At 41.4% G+C, this 16547-nt stretch carries 15 protein-coding genes; 7 read left to right on the top strand and 8 right to left on the bottom strand.

All coding sequences use genetic code 11. The features are described from left to right. Positions 1 to 148: 148 nt before the first annotated feature. The 3 genes from DC082_RS02105 to DC082_RS02095 all read right to left on the bottom strand — a co-directional run bounded on the left by DC082_RS02105 (position 149) and on the right by DC082_RS02095 (position 2918). Positions 149 to 946 (bottom strand): ABC transporter ATP-binding protein, encoded by a 798-nt coding sequence (locus DC082_RS02105; RefSeq protein ID WP_109235550.1) that lies wholly within the window; start codon positions 944 to 946, stop codon positions 149 to 151. Positions 947 to 948: 2 nt separating this feature from the next. Then, a complete protein-coding gene (locus tag DC082_RS02100) occupies positions 949 to 1854 on the bottom strand; it encodes an ABC transporter permease (protein ID WP_109235549.1) in 906 nt (301 codons plus the stop codon). Positions 1855 to 1949: 95 nt separating this feature from the next. After that, a complete protein-coding gene (locus tag DC082_RS02095) occupies positions 1950 to 2918 on the bottom strand; it encodes an ABC transporter substrate-binding protein (RefSeq protein WP_109235548.1) in 969 nt (322 codons plus the stop codon). A gap of 545 nt (positions 2919 to 3463) precedes the next feature. On the opposite strand from DC082_RS02095, the gene DC082_RS02090 reads away from it, so the two are divergent. Continuing rightward, positions 3464 to 4201 (top strand): DsbA family protein, encoded by a 738-nt coding sequence (locus tag DC082_RS02090; protein ID WP_109235547.1) that lies wholly within the window; start codon positions 3464 to 3466, stop codon positions 4199 to 4201. 263 nt (positions 4202 to 4464) lie between these two features. On the opposite strand, the gene DC082_RS02085 is transcribed toward DC082_RS02090, so the two are convergent. The 3 genes from DC082_RS02085 to DC082_RS02075 all read right to left on the bottom strand — a co-directional run bounded on the left by DC082_RS02085 (position 4465) and on the right by DC082_RS02075 (position 7072). Continuing rightward, positions 4465 to 6006, bottom strand: coding sequence for a solute symporter family protein (locus DC082_RS02085; protein ID WP_109235546.1), 1542 nt, complete (start codon positions 6004 to 6006; stop codon positions 4465 to 4467). A 1-nt stretch (position 6007) separates the two neighbouring features. Continuing rightward, on the bottom strand, positions 6008 to 6352 hold the full coding sequence (locus DC082_RS02080) for a DUF485 domain-containing protein (RefSeq protein WP_275665699.1): 345 nt from the start codon (positions 6350 to 6352) through the stop codon (positions 6008 to 6010). A gap of 522 nt (positions 6353 to 6874) precedes the next feature. Next, positions 6875 to 7072, bottom strand: coding sequence for a YqaE/Pmp3 family membrane protein (locus tag DC082_RS02075; protein WP_094567314.1), 198 nt, complete (start codon positions 7070 to 7072; stop codon positions 6875 to 6877). A gap of 286 nt (positions 7073 to 7358) precedes the next feature. Here DC082_RS02075 and purD point away from each other — a divergent pair, with 286 nt between their 5' ends. The 4 genes from purD (at position 7359) to DC082_RS10675 (ending at position 12010) form a co-directional block, all read left to right on the top strand. After that, positions 7359 to 8624 (top strand): phosphoribosylamine--glycine ligase, encoded by a 1266-nt coding sequence (gene purD, locus DC082_RS02070; RefSeq protein ID WP_109235545.1) that lies wholly within the window; start codon positions 7359 to 7361, stop codon positions 8622 to 8624. Between the two features lie 531 nt (positions 8625 to 9155). Next, entirely contained in the window at positions 9156 to 11303 is a 2148-nt protein-coding gene (locus DC082_RS02065; protein ID WP_109235544.1) for a BCCT family transporter, read from the top strand. Between the two features lie 316 nt (positions 11304 to 11619). Beyond that, the gene (locus tag DC082_RS10680; protein WP_157957387.1) at positions 11620 to 11763 is read left to right on the top strand and encodes a hypothetical protein; all 144 of its coding nucleotides are present in this window, start codon (positions 11620 to 11622) and stop codon (positions 11761 to 11763) included. 91 nt (positions 11764 to 11854) lie between these two features. After that, complete coding sequence (locus tag DC082_RS10675) at positions 11855 to 12010, top strand: hypothetical protein (protein ID WP_157957386.1); 156 nt, start codon at positions 11855 to 11857, stop codon at positions 12008 to 12010. A gap of 183 nt (positions 12011 to 12193) precedes the next feature. On the opposite strand, the gene DC082_RS02055 is transcribed toward DC082_RS10675, so the two are convergent. Further along, entirely contained in the window at positions 12194 to 13204 is a 1011-nt protein-coding gene (locus DC082_RS02055) for an FUSC family protein (protein WP_109235542.1), read from the bottom strand. Between the two features lie 90 nt (positions 13205 to 13294). After that, positions 13295 to 14326: a Rossmann-fold NAD(P)-binding domain-containing protein gene (locus DC082_RS02050; RefSeq protein ID WP_109235541.1), complete on the bottom strand. Its 1032-nt coding sequence runs from the start codon at positions 14324 to 14326 to the stop codon at positions 13295 to 13297. A gap of 480 nt (positions 14327 to 14806) precedes the next feature. Between DC082_RS02050 and DC082_RS02045 the strand changes: the two genes are divergently transcribed. Continuing rightward, positions 14807 to 14977, top strand: a complete 171-nt coding sequence (locus tag DC082_RS02045) for a hypothetical protein (RefSeq protein WP_094567319.1) — start codon at positions 14807 to 14809, stop codon at positions 14975 to 14977. 273 nt (positions 14978 to 15250) lie between these two features. Continuing rightward, a complete protein-coding gene (gene torC / locus DC082_RS02040; protein WP_189363296.1) occupies positions 15251 to 16447 on the top strand; it encodes a pentaheme c-type cytochrome TorC in 1197 nt (398 codons plus the stop codon). Positions 16448 to 16547: the final 100 nt, after the last annotated feature.

Genomic DNA, 16547 nt, shown 5'->3' with positions numbered 1-16547 from the left:
GGTATTTTTACCTATTAGAGAAGTTAGAAAAGTTAAAAAAGGCTCTTTATCAGAGCCTTTTGTTTGCATCATTTTTACATTAATTTTGTATCTTGTTGCATGGATGAATGATCATGGTAAAGATAAAGATCGTATTGCTCTGATCTTGTTAGCCCAATAAGAGCGAGTCATCTTCTACTTTATCGCCTCTTGTCTGTTCAAAGAGCATCAATAGATCAGAGATGGTGAGCTCTTTGCGCATCTCTCCTGAAACATCGAGAACAATCTCACCTTGATGTAACATCACGGTGCGATTGCCAAGGGAGAGGGCCTGCTGCATTGAGTGCGTTACCATCAATGTCGTGAGGCGATTTTTACTAACAATCTCTTCCGTGAGCTTTAAGACAAACGCTGCGGTTTTAGGGTCGAGGGCGGCGGTATGCTCATCAAGTAGTAAGATCTTCGATGGTTGTAGAGAAGCCATAAGAAGGCTAATCGCTTGTCGTTGCCCCCCAGAAAGAAGCCCCATACTATCTTCAAGACGATTCTCAAGGCCGAGTTTTAGGGTAGAGAGATGTTGCCGGAAAATCTCTCTTCGTTCTTGATTAATTGCCGGGGAGAGCCGAAAAGAGGGTGCGCCGCGATCATAGGCGAGCGCTAAATTCTCTTCGATTGTCAGGCTTTCACAGGTGCCGGTCATCGGATCTTGGAAGACGCGGGCAACTAACCGCGCCCGCTCTGATACCGTCTTTTTAGTGACATCTTCATCATTGATAAAGACTTTGCCGGCAGTTGTTGTCGCGTTACCACTAATAACATTTAAGAGGGTCGATTTCCCGGCACCATTTGTACCGATAACGGTGACAAACTCCCCCTCACGAATGGTGAGATTGACCTTCTTAAGGGCAATATTCTCTAACGGTGTATGTTCATTAAAGATCACTTGAACATTTTCTAAACGCATCATAACTATCTTCTCCCTCTCAATTTCTTAAATTTGCCCTTTATTTGGGGTAGGACTAGTGCAATAACCACTAATGTGGAGGTTATAAAGTTTAGATCTTGTGCGCCAACTCCAATTTTTTGTAATGGTTCGCTATGAAGCGCCAGTGCGATAAAGAGACGATAGAGTAGAGCACCTAAAATAACCGCTGTGGTGATCCAAAACATCTTTTTTGAAGTGATAAAGGTTTCGCCAATAATCACAGCTGCTAAACCGATAACGATTGTTCCCACACCAATAGAGATATCAGCGCCCCCTTGTGTCTGTACATAGAGAGAGCCTCCTAAAGCAATGAGCGCGTTAGAGATCATCATGCCGAGATAGGTGGTTAAATTGGTGTTGATTCCCTGTGCTTGCGACATCTTGATATTTGCACCGGTTGCTCTTGTTGCAAGTCCTGTACGGCTTCTAAAGAAGAGATCGAGTAGGAGTTTGCCGGCAACAATAAAGAGAAGAATAATCAGCGGCTTTACCCAAAATTGATTACTATAATCCTCATTGATAAATGGGGTGATAACGGTAGGTTCCCAAATTAAGGGTAGATTCGGTGCGCCCATAATTCTTAAGTTGACAGAGTAGAGCGCAATCATCACTAAGATACTTGCCAGAAGCTGCATAATCTTTAAGGAGACATGTAGCCAAGCAGTCACAAAACCTGCAGCAGCGCCGGCAAGGGTTCCAAAGAGCGTTGCAAGCCAAGGATTAACGCCGGCAATAATAGAGACGGCACAGACAGCGCCTCCTAAAGGAAAGCTTCCATCTGCGGTTAGATCAGGAAAGTTGAGTATTCTAAATGAGATCAGAACGCCTAAAGCGACTAATCCGTAGATTAAGCCCACCTCTAAGGCGCCGAAAAGCGAGATAATCGACATTAAAACTCCATATTAAAAAGATCGATATAAGAAAGAGAGCGCTCATAAGAGAGAGCTGATGAGATATTCGCATCTCTCTTAAAGCGCTATTTAAGTTACTCAATCACCTTAACGGCAGCATCGATCACTTCAGGAGGAAGGGTTACACCTTGCTGTGCTGCTGCTTTTAAGTTGACATAGAGCTCAGTATTTTGTGGCTTTTCTGAAGGGATATCGCCGGGCTTTTCACCATTTAAGATACGAACAACCATCTTGCCGGTTTGGCGACCCATGCCATAATAATCCCCACCTAAAGCGGCAACAGCACCACGCTCAGCCGATGAAGTATCTGAAGCGATAAGCGGAATCTTTGTCTGAACAGCTGCTTGATACATCGATTCATACGCTGAGACAACATTGTTATCGGTACTGGTATAGATCACATCAACACGATCTTGTAAGCTCTTCACCGCGGTAGAGATATCGGTTGTTCTTTGGGCAGGTGCCGGCACAACACGAATATTTTGCGGCGTTAAGATCTCTTGGAGCTGCTCTAAGACGATTGTGGAGTTAACCTCGCCGGGGCTATAGACAAAACCGATACTTTTAACTTCTGGAATAATGGTTTTAATAAGCTCTACTTGTGGTTCTAATGGAAGATGGTCGGAGACGCCTGTGACATTGCCACCCGTAGCTTCCCAACTACGAACAAGATTTGCGGCGACAGGGTCAGTCACTGCGGTATAAACAATTGGAACCGTTCTCGTTGAAGCAAGAAGCGCTTGCGCACTAGGGGTTCCAATTCCGACAGCCACATCGGGATGATCGCCGGCATATTTTTTAGCAATTTGCGCCGCCGTTGCACTATTACCTTGTGCGCTTTGGAATTGGATTTTAAGATTTTTTCCCTCTTCATAGCCCGCATCTTTAAGCTCATCAATAATTCCTTGGCGAGCCTGATCAAGCGCCGGATGTTCTACAATTGCTGTAATTGCCACATGTTTGGGCTTCTCAGCAACGGCGAATGTACCGATCGAGAGCGGTAATACTAAAGAGAGCATTTGTAACACTTTTCTTCTATTCATTATTTCAATATCCTCATTTTCTCTGATTGTTAATCGTTAATTTTTGATTGTTAATTACTAATTACTAATTACTAATGAGTCACTAGTAACCAATCATTGATCATTAATCGTATTTGTTAAATATTATTTTTAACTACCTTATCTTGATACTTTTATCTTGATACTTTTAAGATTTTGATAGAACTTCTCATCCCTCCCATTCCTCCCATTCCTCCCATTCTTCCCATATTTCCGTTAAATCATCTATTGAAATCATGGACACTTGAAGTTTCTAACTATAGGAGATCACTCGAAAAAAGTTCAATACTTTGAACATAACACAAAACAATTTATCTGGATAGTAACTGTTCAATAGAATGTTTCAATCTTGCCATTTTCAGGGGGATGAGAAAGGGTGCTATACTCGATAGAGGTATCATTAATATATAATTTCATAGAATCGTTTTATACGCTCGATGAGACGCAATAGGTTTTGTCGATTTGTAGGGTTATAAAATTGTTGATCTTATGAGGATATGATTCATCAGAGTAGATTAGGAGAGAGAATGTTAAATTGTAAAGATGGGATGTGTGAAGCAACGCCGCATCAGAAGCAAGAGGGCGTTCCTAGAGCGCTTGCAGAGAGAGGCCGGCATATCATCTATGTGAATGATCCGATGTGTTCATGGTGTTATGGAATCTCAGAGATCGTGACGGGACTCCAAGCTTATTGTGATAAGAAGGGGATAGGCTTTGAGATGATGGTGGGCGGACTTCGCTCTGGCGGTCCTGAAAGTTGGAGCGCTGCGCAACGACAATATCTACGAGAGGTTTGGAGTAGAATCACTAGAGTGACGGAGCAATCTTTTAACTTTAAGATTTTAGATCTTGAATATTTTGATTATGATACAACGCCGAGCTGCCGGGCGATTGTTGTCGCTAAAACATTATTGCCGGCAGATAATGGGCGAAGTTTAGTGCAATTTCTCCATGAATTGCAGAAGAAGTTTTATCTCAGAGGGGAAGATCCCAAAGAAGTCGATTTTTATCGTTCGATCTGTGAGCAGTTTAAAATCGATTTTGAGCAATTTACGACCCTTTTTCTCTCCGATGAGATAAAAGAGGAGACCTTAAGAGAATTTAATTGGTGTGCTGAACATGATGCGACCCTCTTTCCCACATTCCTCTGGATCGATGGCGGGGATATTCGCCGTTTAGCATCAGGCTACACCTCATTAGATCATCTAGTTCGCCGTATTCCTATTATCGAAGCGGAAGAGAGTGGTGCAGAGATAATTCCTTAAAGAATCATTACTCTATAAAGTTTTCTGATAAACGCCTGGAGATAGAGGGCTTAAGTTGAACCTCATTTTGTGAGAGATTCACTTAAGCCCTATTTAATTAATATCGATAGTATTGATATATCCGTACATCCATACATCTATACATCTATATATCTATATATGTATCTACAATGTTTAAACCATCGGTCTAATCTATAACTCTAATCAACAAGTCTAATCAACAAGTCTGACCTATCAGTCTACTTCAATGCAGATCAAATTTACTAATTGACGGCAATTCCGGTATTCGCTTTTACACGAATCTCATTATAGATCGCTGTCGCCTCTGCTTGATTGCACTTTTTAGCACCGATCAGCGTTCCTACATAGCCGGCGATAAAGCCTAATGGAATGGTGATAATGGCCGGTACAGCAAGATCGACTAGAGGTGAACCGACAAAGATCGCCGCTCCCGGTGTTTCAGACCAGATGTTAGGCCCCATCATTCCGAGAATGAGGCAGGAGATTACGCCTGTTGAAATCGCTGCGACAGCCCCTGTAGAGTTAAATTTACGCCAGTAGATAGTGTAGAGAACAACCGGCAAGTTTCCTGAGGCCCCAATGCAGAATGCAAATGAGACGAGGAAGGAGACATTAAGATTTTGGGCAAAGAGTGCGAGAAAGATAGAGAGTACTGCAATACCGATCGATCCTGCACGCGCGGCGGCAACTTGTTGTCTAACGGTCAATTTACCACCCTTAATAATCTCACCATAGATATCGTGAGAGATCGCCGATGCTCCTGTTAATACTAAACCAGAGACAACTGCTAAAATCGTGGCAAAAGCAACGGCACTAATAAAGGACATTAAGACATCTCCCCCTAAATAGTGAGCGAGCAGAGGAGCTGCGGTATTACCCGCTTTATTTTCTGCCATAATATTCTCAATCCCCACAAATTGTAGTGCGCCAAACCCTAAGAAGATGGTGAGTGAGAAGAAGATCGTTGTAATCCAGGTTGTCCAGGATATCGATGCTCTTGCCGTCTTTGCATCTCGAACGGTAAAGAAGCGCATTAAGATATGGGGAAGCCCTGAAGTACCTAAGACCAATGCCATCATCATTGAGACAGAGTCGAGTGGGCTTGAGTATTTAATGCCGGGAACTAAAAACTTCTCTCCATGCTCTTTAGCAATCGTATCGAACATATTGGTAATGGAGTAATCAAACTTAATAAAGACCATTGCTGCTAAGAGTCCAGTTCCAAAGAGCAGAAGGAAAGCTTTAATAATCTGTACCCAAGAGGTTGCCGTCATGCCTCCAAAGAGAACATAGCTCGTCATCATCACCCCAACAATCATCACCGCAATCCAATACTCAATTCCAAAGAGCAGTTTGATGAGTGCGCCGGCACCTACAAGTTGCGCAATCATATAGAGGATCACAATCACAATGGTTCCTGAAGCGGCAACACCCCGAACCCGCTTCTCATTAAAGCGAGCAGTGAGCATATCGGCAAGGGTATATTTTCCTAAGTTTCGCATCGGTTCAGCAATCAAGTAGAGCAGTACCAAGTTAGCGACAACATAGCCGATCGAGAAGAAAAATCCATCAAATCCCGTTAGAGCAATAGCGCCAGAAACACCTAAAAAAGCAGCAGCAGAGAGATAATCCCCGGCGATAGCAAAACCATTTTGCCAGCCTTTAAGGCCACCACCGGCGGTATAGAAATCGCTGGCTGAAGAGGTTCGCTTAGCCGCAAAATAGGTAACAACTAAAGTTAAGCCCACAATGGCTAAAAAGAAGGAGACAGATACCATATTCATCTTAATGTCCTCCTCTTGTTGCTTGATACTCGGCGATTAAACGTGCAGAGAGCTTATCGAAATGAGTCGCCTTTCGGATATAGAGCGTGCAGAGAATAATCGTCATCAAAAAAAGGAGCGCCGAATAGATCCAAACGCCGGTAATTGCGCCAATCACAGGTGTTTGTAATATCGGTTGAAAAGCCAAAATCGGCAGTAAAATGTAGATAAATAGAAAGATCCCCGTAATCGTAAAGAGAAAACGGTTCTTCTTCCTGACAAATTGGTGAAAGCTCTCCATCGATTCGATGGTGTTATAGTCCTCCCTTGTTAAGGGTTCTTTTTGTAGATCTATCATCTGATCCATATTTATTCCTCCTAGTGGTTATGGTCATCGCGATCTACTCTGTAATCTTTCTCTTCTTCTTATTATTATATTTATAATTATTGTTGTTTATTGTTAGTTATTATTATTCTCTGGCTATAGCTTTTAGCTATATTTTAATTTTTATGAATTGTCTTCGTGAGTTAATTTTTAAGTTAATATTTACCTCTATAATATTCGCTTCTATATTTTTGAATCTATATTTCCAGTCTATATTTCTTACCTATATTTCTAATTATTAATTCACGATTGCCTAATAGTACTACCCCAACTCTCATCTCGATGTCAAATAATTAAGCAAAAGGGGATAACGTTAAAATGGAAAATAGAAAGTAGCGAATAGAAAAAAGCTACTATCGAGTGATCTCAATAGTAGCTCTTAGTGAGTAGGGGACTACTCCTTAAAAGTTTAAACTTTTCAGCTTTTCAGTTTTTTAACTTTTAGGTTTTAAGTGTTTAGGTTTTAAATTTTTAAAAACCGATTTAAAAGGACTCTAGATCCACTTAGTAGGGGCGGCCATCGCGAAAAGCTTCGATCTTCTTATTTGTATCATATTGTGATAGCGCATAGACAGCCCAAAGTGCTGCTGGAATCCAGCCAATCAGAGTGAACTGAAGAATAAGACATACAATACCCGCCAATGGACGTCCGATAGTGAAGAAGACTAAAAATGGGATGAAGATGGCAATTAGTAAACGCATAATCGTACTCTCTCTTTTTATAATGAATTGAATCGAAACAATCAATCGAACAGGTTTTAATAAAATAAATTATTCTCAATTATATACTGAATAGCGCGATTATACAGCTTTTTCTTAATATTCTAATGGGATTTTTCAATCTGTTTCTACCTTTAACCTAAGGGCATCTATGCTATACTTTCGGGAATTATTGGGAGAGGATGGATCACAAGCCGATAATAATCTTGCGATCCTTGATCATCGTTGAAATCGATTCATTTAACATTCATTTAGGATAACTTTATAGATGAAAGTATTAATTGTAGGTAAAGGTGGCCGTGAGCATGCGCTTGCGTGGAAGAGTAAGAAGAGCCCATTAGTCTCTGAGGTTTTTGTTGCACCCGGCAATGCGGGAATGACAGAGGATGCAACATTAGTTGCGCTTTCGGAAACTGATCCTATTGCACTTGCGGATTTTGCAGAAAAAGAGGGGATCGATCTGACGATTATTGGCCCTGAAGCAAGTCTTGTTGCCGGCGTTGCTGATGAGTTTAAGCGTCGAGGATTATTGGTCTGGGGGCCTGATAAAGCCGCGGCTCAGATTGAGGGCAGTAAAGATTTCTCCAAAAAGATGATGGTGAAATATGGTGCGCCTACCGCCCATTCAGAGAGCTTTACCGATAGCGAAATGGCGAAAGCATATGTGGGAGAGATTGGACTTCCTATTGTGATTAAAGCAGATGGTTTAGCTGCCGGAAAAGGGGTTGTGATTCCTGAAACGATGGAAGAGGCATTAGCAACTATCGACGATATGCTCGAAGGCAATAAGTTTGGTGAGGCGGGCAGCTGTATCTTAATTGAAGAGATGCTGGTTGGAGAAGAGTTCTCTTTAATGTGCTTTGTCCATAATGGAACGGTGATTCCGATGGTGATGGCGCAAGATCATAAACGTGCATACGATAATGATGAAGGACCTAATACCGGGGGGATGGGCGCTTATGCACCTACTTTCGGAGCAGATAGCCCTGAAGTTTCGGAAGCTGTTGCTAAAATTATGCAACCGATTGTCGATGGCTTGAGCAGTGAGGGAATGCCATATACAGGATTTCTCTATGGTGGGCTCTTCCGCACAGCAGAAGGTTTTAAGGTAATTGAATTTAATGCTCGCTTTGGCGATCCCGAAGCGCAAATTATTCTCCCACTTTTAGAGAGTGATCTGATTGAGATTATCTATAATCTTTTAACGGAGAAGCCTTTGCCGGAAATTAAGTGGCGTCCACAATATGCGATCGGCGTTGTGCTTGCTTCTGAAGGTTATCCCGATCATCCCAATACGGGCCATCCATTGAAAAAATTGAACCTTAATGGTGAAGATGAATTGATTTTCTATGCCGGCGTTAGGGAAGAGAATGGAGTGTTGTTGAGTGATGGCGGCCGTATCCTTCTCAATGTTGCTATTGCAGATGATTTTAAAAGCGCTTATGAGAAAGCATATCGCAATATGAAAGCATTAGAAGTTCCCCATACTTTCTATCGCTCCGATATTGGGCATAAGCAGTTTAATCGCCAATAATTGATATTGATCGATCAATATTGAAATCAATATGAGAGAGATCTCGGTTAAAGAGCCTCTTCTTCGGAAGAGGTTTTTTTGTGTAAAAAAGAAGCAAAAAATAGCGATTTTTGTGTCAAGTTATTGTATAAATATTATGAAGATAATTTTATCTCTTCTAAATAGGTGAGCTATATCAATCTTTTTAACTTTCTTAAAGGGTATGAATTCTCAGCTTTTTAGAGGTGAATCTTGCAAATTGCGCATGAAAAGCCTCTTTTCATCAATTTTAGGTTATCAAGAAACGAAGTTAAAGGGATGGATCGATCGATACTACTTATGAAAAAAGATATTTTTTAAGGAGATTTAATCGCCTATTTTGTTGTGCGAAATTTGTGCAACTTTTAAGGTTGAAAAGTGCAAAACCATGAGAAATCATTGATTTTGTGTTACTATTTCGACGTCAAATTAAAAAATCTCTATTAAAACTAAGGGCATAGGGCTCTTAGGAAAGACTCTCCACTAGAGGGAGAGAAAGGATGTTAAAAACAGATGGTAGCAACAAATATTAGAGGAAAATTGCCAGACAAAGAGGGCGATCAACCCGGTGAAAATAGTGGTCTATTTTCATCGCTTCATCTCCCCGTCTTTATTAGCGCAAATATTATCATTTTTATTATTATCGCTTTAGCGCTCTTTCTACCCGATGCTCCGGCATTTTTTAGTGGGGCACTTGGCTGGATTACCGAGAATCTCGGTTGGTATTATCTTCTTGCGGTAGGAATCATATTAATCGCATTTATCTTTGTCGCATTGAGTCGTTATGGAGCTATTAAGTTAGGTCCTGACCATTCTGAGCCGGCTTATAGCGATCGCAGTTGGTTCGCGATGCTCTTCTCAACAGGGATGGGGATCGGAATCATGTTCTTCGGGGTGGCAGAGCCATTACTTCACTACCTCAATCCTCCAGTTGGAACACCTGAGACTATTGAAGCTGCTAAATCAGCGATGAATATCACCTTCTTCCACTGGGGAATTCATGCTTGGGCGATTTATGGTATCGTCGGTCTTATTTTGGCTTACTTTAGCTTTAGATTGAATCTTCCATTGGCAGTGCGTTCAGCACTTTATCCGATGATCGGTGATCGTATCTATGGTCGTTGGGGAGATGCGATCGATACTTTTGCGGTGATCGGTACAGTCTTCGGGGTTGCTACAACACTCGGCTTCGGGGTTATGCAGATCAATACAGGTCTAAACTACCTATTCCCTGCAATTCCTGTTGCATCGCCGACACAAGTGATCTTAATTATTATCACAACTGCTTGTGCAACACTTTCTGTCTCAATGGGATTAGATAAAGGAATTAAGATCCTTTCGGAGCTCAATCTTATTTTAGCCTTTGCTTTAGTGCTCTTTATCTTCCTCTTTGGGGGTAAAGTACTCTTCCTTTTAGAAGTATTAATGCAAAATATTGGCCAATATTTCTCATCAATTTTCAATAGCACTTTCAATATGTATAGTTATGAAGCGGCTTCATCTCCTGCGATGAAGGAGCAGATTGAAGGTTGGTTAGGGGGCTGGACAATCTCCTATTGGGGTTGGTGGATTGCTTGGTCACCATTTGTGGGGATGTTTATTGCAAAGATCTCACGTGGTCGTACTATTCGTAACTTCGTCGGTGGCGTTCTCTTAATTCCTGCAGGATTTACCTTCTTCTGGATGACAACATTTGGTAACTCCGCGATCGATATGATTGCATCAGATGGTGTTACCGAACTTAAAGAGACACTTTTAGGTCCTGATGGTAGTTCTAAAGCGCTCTTTGCCTTTATTAGTCATTTCCCTGTAGCAGAAGCAGTTCAGACAATTATTCCGGCAGAGTGGATTCGCGGAACGATCTCCTTTATTGCTGTTGTGATGGTTGCGGTCTTCTTTGTGACGAGTGCTGACTCGGGTGCTTTAGTGATGGATATGTTAGCAAGTAAGAAAGATGTGGCAGTTACACCACTCTGGCAGCGTATCTTCTGGGGTTCAATTACTGGTTTAATTGCTATTGTTCTGCTTCTTAATGGCGGCTTAGGATCATTACAAGCGGTTTCGACTATGAGTGCGTTCCCCTTTAGTATTGTGATTTTGATCTCAGTCTATGGACTCTTTAAAGCACTTCGTATGGACTTTGGTAAGATCGATATTCGTAATAAAGCGAATATGTATGTTCAGCCGAGTACTCGAGATTCTGGTGGTTGGCAGAAACGTCTACGTAACGTGACGGTCTATCCGCGTCGTGATAATGTCTTACGCTTTATGGAGCTAGTTGTTGTTCCCGCCTTTGAAGAGGTTAAATTAGAATTTATCAAGCAAGGCTTACCTGTTAACCTTCATTTAGAAGAGGAAGGGGATATCTCTCTTGAGATCGATCATGGTGATAATGCAAACTTTATCTATCGTGTTAAAGCGAAACATTATCTCAAACCAAGCTTTACACTACTTGATGAGGAATCAGATCAAGAGAATCAGAAATATTTCCGCGCGGAAGTCTATCTTGATGATGGAAGTAAGGGATATGACATTATGGGATATACCAAAGAGAATATTATGAATGATATTGTTGACCAGTACACAAGTCATCACTACTTCATACAGAACTTTGAGGTCCCTTCAGATTATGATGTAGGCTCAAACCCCAACGAATCATAATCGATACTCTAGAGTATGATAAGGAGCGTAGCTTATTAAAGTTACGCTCTTTTTTAACGTTTTTTTATCAATTAGCGGTGACTGAAACAGAAGCAACAGGGGCTGAACGCTGCCGGATCTTACTATCGCGTACTTCCAGAGATTACGCGCCGGCAGGACGGCAATTTTATTACTCGTAAGAAAGATTATTTTAAAGATACTATTTCCGACATTATTAATGTTTAATCACGGGCATGCCAAATTGTGGGCATACGGTGGTGAAAAGAGCGAGATGGTCGGCTCCCGCCATTCAATGAATCTTCTTAAGAATGATTGATTGAAACAGAAGCAACAGGGGCTGAATGCTGCCGGATCTTACTATCGCGTACTTCCAGAGATTACGCGCCGGCAGGAGGGCAATTTTATTACTCGTAAGAAGGATTATTTTAAAGATACTATTTCCGACATTATTAATGTTTAATCACGGGCATGCCAAATTGTGGGCATACGGTGGTGAAAAGAGCGAGATGGTCGACTCCCACCCCTCAACGAATCTTCTTAAGAATGATTGATTGAAACAGAAGCAACAGGGGCTGAACGCTGCCGGATCTTACTATCGCGTACTTCCAGAGATTACGCGCCGGCAGGACGGCAATTTTATTACTCGTAAGATAGATTATTTTAAAGATACTATTTCTGACATTATTTCCGACATTATTAATGTTTAATCACGGGCATGCCAAATTGCGGGCATACGGGGATGAAAAGAGCGAGATGGTCGGCTCCCGCCCCTCAACGAATCATCTTAAGAATGATTAATCGAGATTAATTGAGATTAATTGAAGTAAATTGAAGCGAAGAGAGCTGTTGAGTTGCCGGAGATCATTACTGTATGCATTTTTATAGGGGTATTAGCTATCTTCTCGCAATACTTTGAGAATTAAACTGATAATGATGGCGATAATACCACCGATAAAGGTCTCGATAATACGATCTATCAATAGCTCAACCTTTGGAGGATGATCCCAATACATGCCTAATTCAACAAGTACCAAGCTATAACAAGTAACGCCGAGCGTGACGATAAGATAACTCTGTTTAAAGCAGATGGGGAGAAGAAAAGCGAAAAAGAAGAGAAGAGCGACCATGATATAGAGTCTATTGATCGGGATATGGAGGGATATCTGAAAGAGAATAAAGAGTGCGATTACGGCAATCACACTTCCCCAGAAGCGTAACCAAGTATTATGAATAACGGTCATTGCTTTGGGCGGCATTACCATTAAGAATGTGATTGTTGCCCAGTAATTTTTTTCGATTCCTAACATTTGAGGAATAATCAGGCTTAAAAATAATCCTGAACTATAGATAAAAGCTCGCGGGATGAGATTCGTATCGAGTCGGAAGAGCTCATGGGTAAAGATCCCCTGTTTAAAGGCTTCAAGATCGATCTCTTTTCGTAGAAGATAGTGGGAGATAAGCAGTGCCGAGAGCGTACCGATCGCACCACCAATCGCAAGTTGATTATCTGCTATCGGTAGAGCAGTACCGATTGTTGCAAAAATAATGACAAAGCGAATTGCTCGATCAAAGACAGGATCTCTTCCAAAAAGGTAGTAGTAGAAGTAGCTAATAATAAAGAGAAAGAGATAGAACTTCCAAGTGAGATGAAATAGTTGACCAATATAACTACTGCTGAAGATCAATATGATCCACAATGCCACATAGAGAAGATTGCTCCGATCAGGTTTAGCATTGTAGAGCGCATAGGTACAGAGCACCGAAAATGAGGTCCAGGCGATTGCCGCATGTAGACCAATAAATTGTGCGGCAATCAGTGCGCTGATAGCCATGCTAAAGACAAAGACGAAGCTGTCTCGAAAAGAGATTTTTTTGGGCAGATTGGAAGGGGATTGTGACATATTTATAAGCTCCAGAAAACTGCTTTATCTAATCGGAATAAGCCGGCAATATTGATCCAGCCATAGAGTTAAATTCCGCACATTAGTGTATCACTGATCTATAGAAAAAATCTTGATCGATTCAATATGCTTTGGGGTTAATGATGTTAATGGTGTCAAAGGTGTTAGTGGTGCGTTGATGAGATCTAGTTGTTGATAGATAAAATCAGTCTCATGGGTGATCTTCCCACCATCGATAATACGCTTTAAGAGCGGTTTAGGCGTCTCAAATTGCGGTAAGGGGAGATCAAGCTTTTTAGCCATCGCTTGATAATAGCTCTTACGTTCGAGATGAAGTGGGGTAACAAGATTGTAGATTCTATCGATTATCTCAATCTCTTTGGGGTTCTTATTATTTTTTCTCTCTTGCTGCGCGATAAGTGTCGCAATAGCGCTTAAGAGATCTTCAATGTGGAGTAAGTTGATCGCATCATAGGGAGATTTAATCTCTTCTCGCCCGGCAAGAGAGAAGATAGGATGGCGACCATTGCCGATGAGCCCCCCTAAACGAAGAATGGTGCTCGGAATCTTGCTGCTGCGGATTACTATCTCGGCAGTTAGAATTGCTTTTGCATTTTGAGTTTGAGGAAGCGGTGGGATCTCTTCATGGATTAACCCACTGGTTGCGCCATAGAGGGAGGTAGAACTTAAAAAGAGCAGCTCACGTGCTTGGTAAATCTCTGCTAACTCAACGATTCTACCGATCATCTCACCGTAGGTGGGTGCCGGTGTTTGATGGGAGGCCTCTTGATCTATCGGTTTTTTGTTTTCCCACTTTTCTTTTTTATTATCTATGAAGGGGGAGGGCGGAATCGTAATGATAATGGTTCGATCCTGAAAATAGGACTCCATTTGTGATTGAGTCTCTTCTTGAAAGAGCTCTCTTTCAGAGAGCGATTTTAATTGTAAACTTCCTGAATAAGTGCTAGTTGCTGCCTTAATCTCCCGCTCTAATTGTGATGGAATCTCCCGTTTTGTTGCTATCACATCCGCCCCATGAAATGTTAATAATTGAGCTAATGGAAGTCCTGCCCAACCGGCACCAATAATGAGAATCTGTTGATTATTTAAACGATTATTCATCTATTTTCCTTACAATTGCATCTAAAATTAATCTATATCAATTGACATAGAGCAAAGAGTGAAGAGAAAGATGATCTCTGCTATAGTCAAAAGGAGAGAGTGGCTCAAGAAAGAGATAGCTTTTCAGAAGCTTAAAGATCCCGACGCTTGAGAATCTATTGAATTATCTCTATTGATTTCTTCTGTTAGTGTAAGCGATTTAGGTCAATAGAGATAATCGAATAGATCAGTTAAGGGATATTGATCATCTCGAGGTTTCTTTAGGGCAGGCGGTATAGGGTTCTGCTTTGAAGTTCTACTATCAATGGGCAATCAGATGATTGCACCTCTGCTACAAGTGATGAGTGGTTCAGCAATTTTATTTCGCTACTTAATCTTATATTGAGTGTCACTCTACTCCCCTTAAATGATCTACAAGATTGTGGTGCGATTAGCGTGCCGTCATTTTAAAGTCATTGATGAATTTTAAGGGGGTTCATAATGAAAAACAGTAATCTATTACATAATAAAGAGGGAAATGCCGGCAGTGATTGGCGCCGTTTTCTACTATTGATGATTGTTATCTTACCGCTCCTCGCATTCTGTCTTATTGGTGCTTATGGGTTAGGCGTTTGGATTATGCAGCTGCTCTTCTGGGGACCGCCGGCATAAGCGGATGCTATAGAGCAATCAGACAGTCAGTGATCTTATTTTGACTCATCACTACAACATCAACCTACTTATCAACTGCAGCATTATCGCTGCAATAGTTTTTGTTATCCACTTTTCGCTATCTAATTATTAGCATTAGCGATTTTCGCAGATATGATTTTGTTATCTGTTATTGAATGGGCGAATCTATCAATTCAAGATATACAAAGATGATGATTGATAGTGATGAGAGATGAGATCCCACAGAGAATTATTAGATTAAGGGATATAATCATGGGAATATTTAGACGATTAAAAGAGATGCTCTACAATCTCTTTTTAAAGCCGAGCATGCGTATAGGGCTCGGTGTTTTAGTAACCGGCGGATTTATTGCCGGCATTATCTTCTGGAATGCTTTCGATGCGGGTTTAAAGGCAACAAACTCAGAGGCATTCTGTATCAGCTGCCACACAATGGCAGATAATGTCTATCCAGAACTTCAGCAGACAGTCCATTTTCGGAATCGTACAGGGGTGCGTGCATACTGCTCCGATTGCCACGTTCCGCATAACTTCACCGATAAAATTGCCCGTAAGGTTCAAGCAAGCCGTGAGGTCTGGGCACACTTAACTGGTGATATTGGCACAAGAGAGAAATTCTTAGATAAGCGTTTAGTCCTTGCACAAAGAGAGTGGGATCGCTTAAATGCCAATGGTTCAAAAGAGTGTCGTGCTTGTCACGATTATGAACATATGGCTTTTGAGAAGATGGACATTATGGCAGAGATGGAGATGCGTGGCGCGGCAAGTCGTAATACAAGTTGTATCGAGTGTCATAAGGGGATTGCACATCAACTCCCTGTTGTTGAGAGTATCCGCAATGAAGATCTCGATAAACTCTTAACCTCAGCCAATAAAGAGTCCACGGCGGTTAATCATGAATATTATAACGTTCTACCACAGACACTCTATCTCGATGAGTCCTTAAGTGAGCCGATTGGTACCTTAGAGGTGGCAACGGAAGTTCGCATTATCGATAAGAAAGGGGATGCCGAGCAGATCGAGTATGAGTTATGGCGCAAAAATAAGGGTTATGGACGCGTTCTCTATGGTGCTTATAGTCTTAATATGGTTAGCGCAATTTTAGATAAAGAAGTTGCACAAAATAGTGAGTTTAATATTGTTGAGACGAAAGAAGATCCTTTAACAGGGCTTGAATGGCAACGAGTGAAGGGAACTGCTTGGATCGAAAAAGGTGGCTTAATGGCGGATATTACACCGATCTGGGAAGTCGCCAATGCAAGTTATACCAAAGGTTGTAGTACTTGCCATATTCAACCCGATACTGAGCATTACGATACCAATACCTGGCCAGGCTTATTTGCCGGAATGGTGGGCTTTACCAATATGGATGAAGATACCTCTAAGGTGGTTCTAAAGTATCTCCAGCTCCATTCGATGGATTTTAAAAATAATCAGAGCGCGCGTTAATACGCAGAGAGTATCAAGCTCCATTTAGAAAGATTATTCAGGAACATTAAAGTTAAAGAAAAGAGAGCGGTGAAGCGTTATCACGATCTATTCTCTTAAG

This window comes from Ignatzschineria indica, assembly GCF_003121925.1.
GTDB lineage: Bacteria > Pseudomonadota > Gammaproteobacteria > Cardiobacteriales > Wohlfahrtiimonadaceae > Ignatzschineria > Ignatzschineria indica.
Note: the sequence above shows the minus strand (reverse complement) of the source record. Positions and strands in the feature narration are given on the sequence as shown.

Bases quoted from the DNA above. Each gene is read 5' to 3' on its own strand.
- DC082_RS02105 (WP_109235550.1), bottom strand. From the start codon at position 946: ATGATGCGTTTAGAAAATGTTCAAGTGATCTTTAATGAACATACACCG.
- DC082_RS02100 (WP_109235549.1), bottom strand. From the start codon at position 1,854: ATGTCGATTATCTCGCTTTTCGGCGCCTTAGAGGTGGGCTTAATCTAC.
- DC082_RS02095 (WP_109235548.1), bottom strand. From the start codon at position 2,918: ATGAATAGAAGAAAAGTGTTACAAATGCTCTCTTTAGTATTACCGCTC.
- DC082_RS02090 (WP_109235547.1), top strand. From the start codon at position 3,464: ATGTTAAATTGTAAAGATGGGATGTGTGAAGCAACGCCGCATCAGAAG.
- DC082_RS02085 (WP_109235546.1), bottom strand. From the start codon at position 6,006: ATGAATATGGTATCTGTCTCCTTCTTTTTAGCCATTGTGGGCTTAACT.
- DC082_RS02080 (WP_275665699.1), bottom strand. From the start codon at position 6,352: ATGGATCAGATGATAGATCTACAAAAAGAACCCTTAACAAGGGAGGAC.
- DC082_RS02075 (WP_094567314.1), bottom strand. From the start codon at position 7,072: ATGCGTTTACTAATTGCCATCTTCATCCCATTTTTAGTCTTCTTCACT.
- purD (WP_109235545.1), top strand. From the start codon at position 7,359: ATGAAAGTATTAATTGTAGGTAAAGGTGGCCGTGAGCATGCGCTTGCG.
- DC082_RS02065 (WP_109235544.1), top strand. From the start codon at position 9,156: ATGGTAGCAACAAATATTAGAGGAAAATTGCCAGACAAAGAGGGCGAT.
- DC082_RS02055 (WP_109235542.1), bottom strand. From the start codon at position 13,204: ATGTCACAATCCCCTTCCAATCTGCCCAAAAAAATCTCTTTTCGAGAC.
- DC082_RS02050 (WP_109235541.1), bottom strand. From the start codon at position 14,326: ATGAATAATCGTTTAAATAATCAACAGATTCTCATTATTGGTGCCGGT.
- DC082_RS02045 (WP_094567319.1), top strand. From the start codon at position 14,807: ATGAAAAACAGTAATCTATTACATAATAAAGAGGGAAATGCCGGCAGT.
- torC (WP_189363296.1), top strand. From the start codon at position 15,251: ATGGGAATATTTAGACGATTAAAAGAGATGCTCTACAATCTCTTTTTA.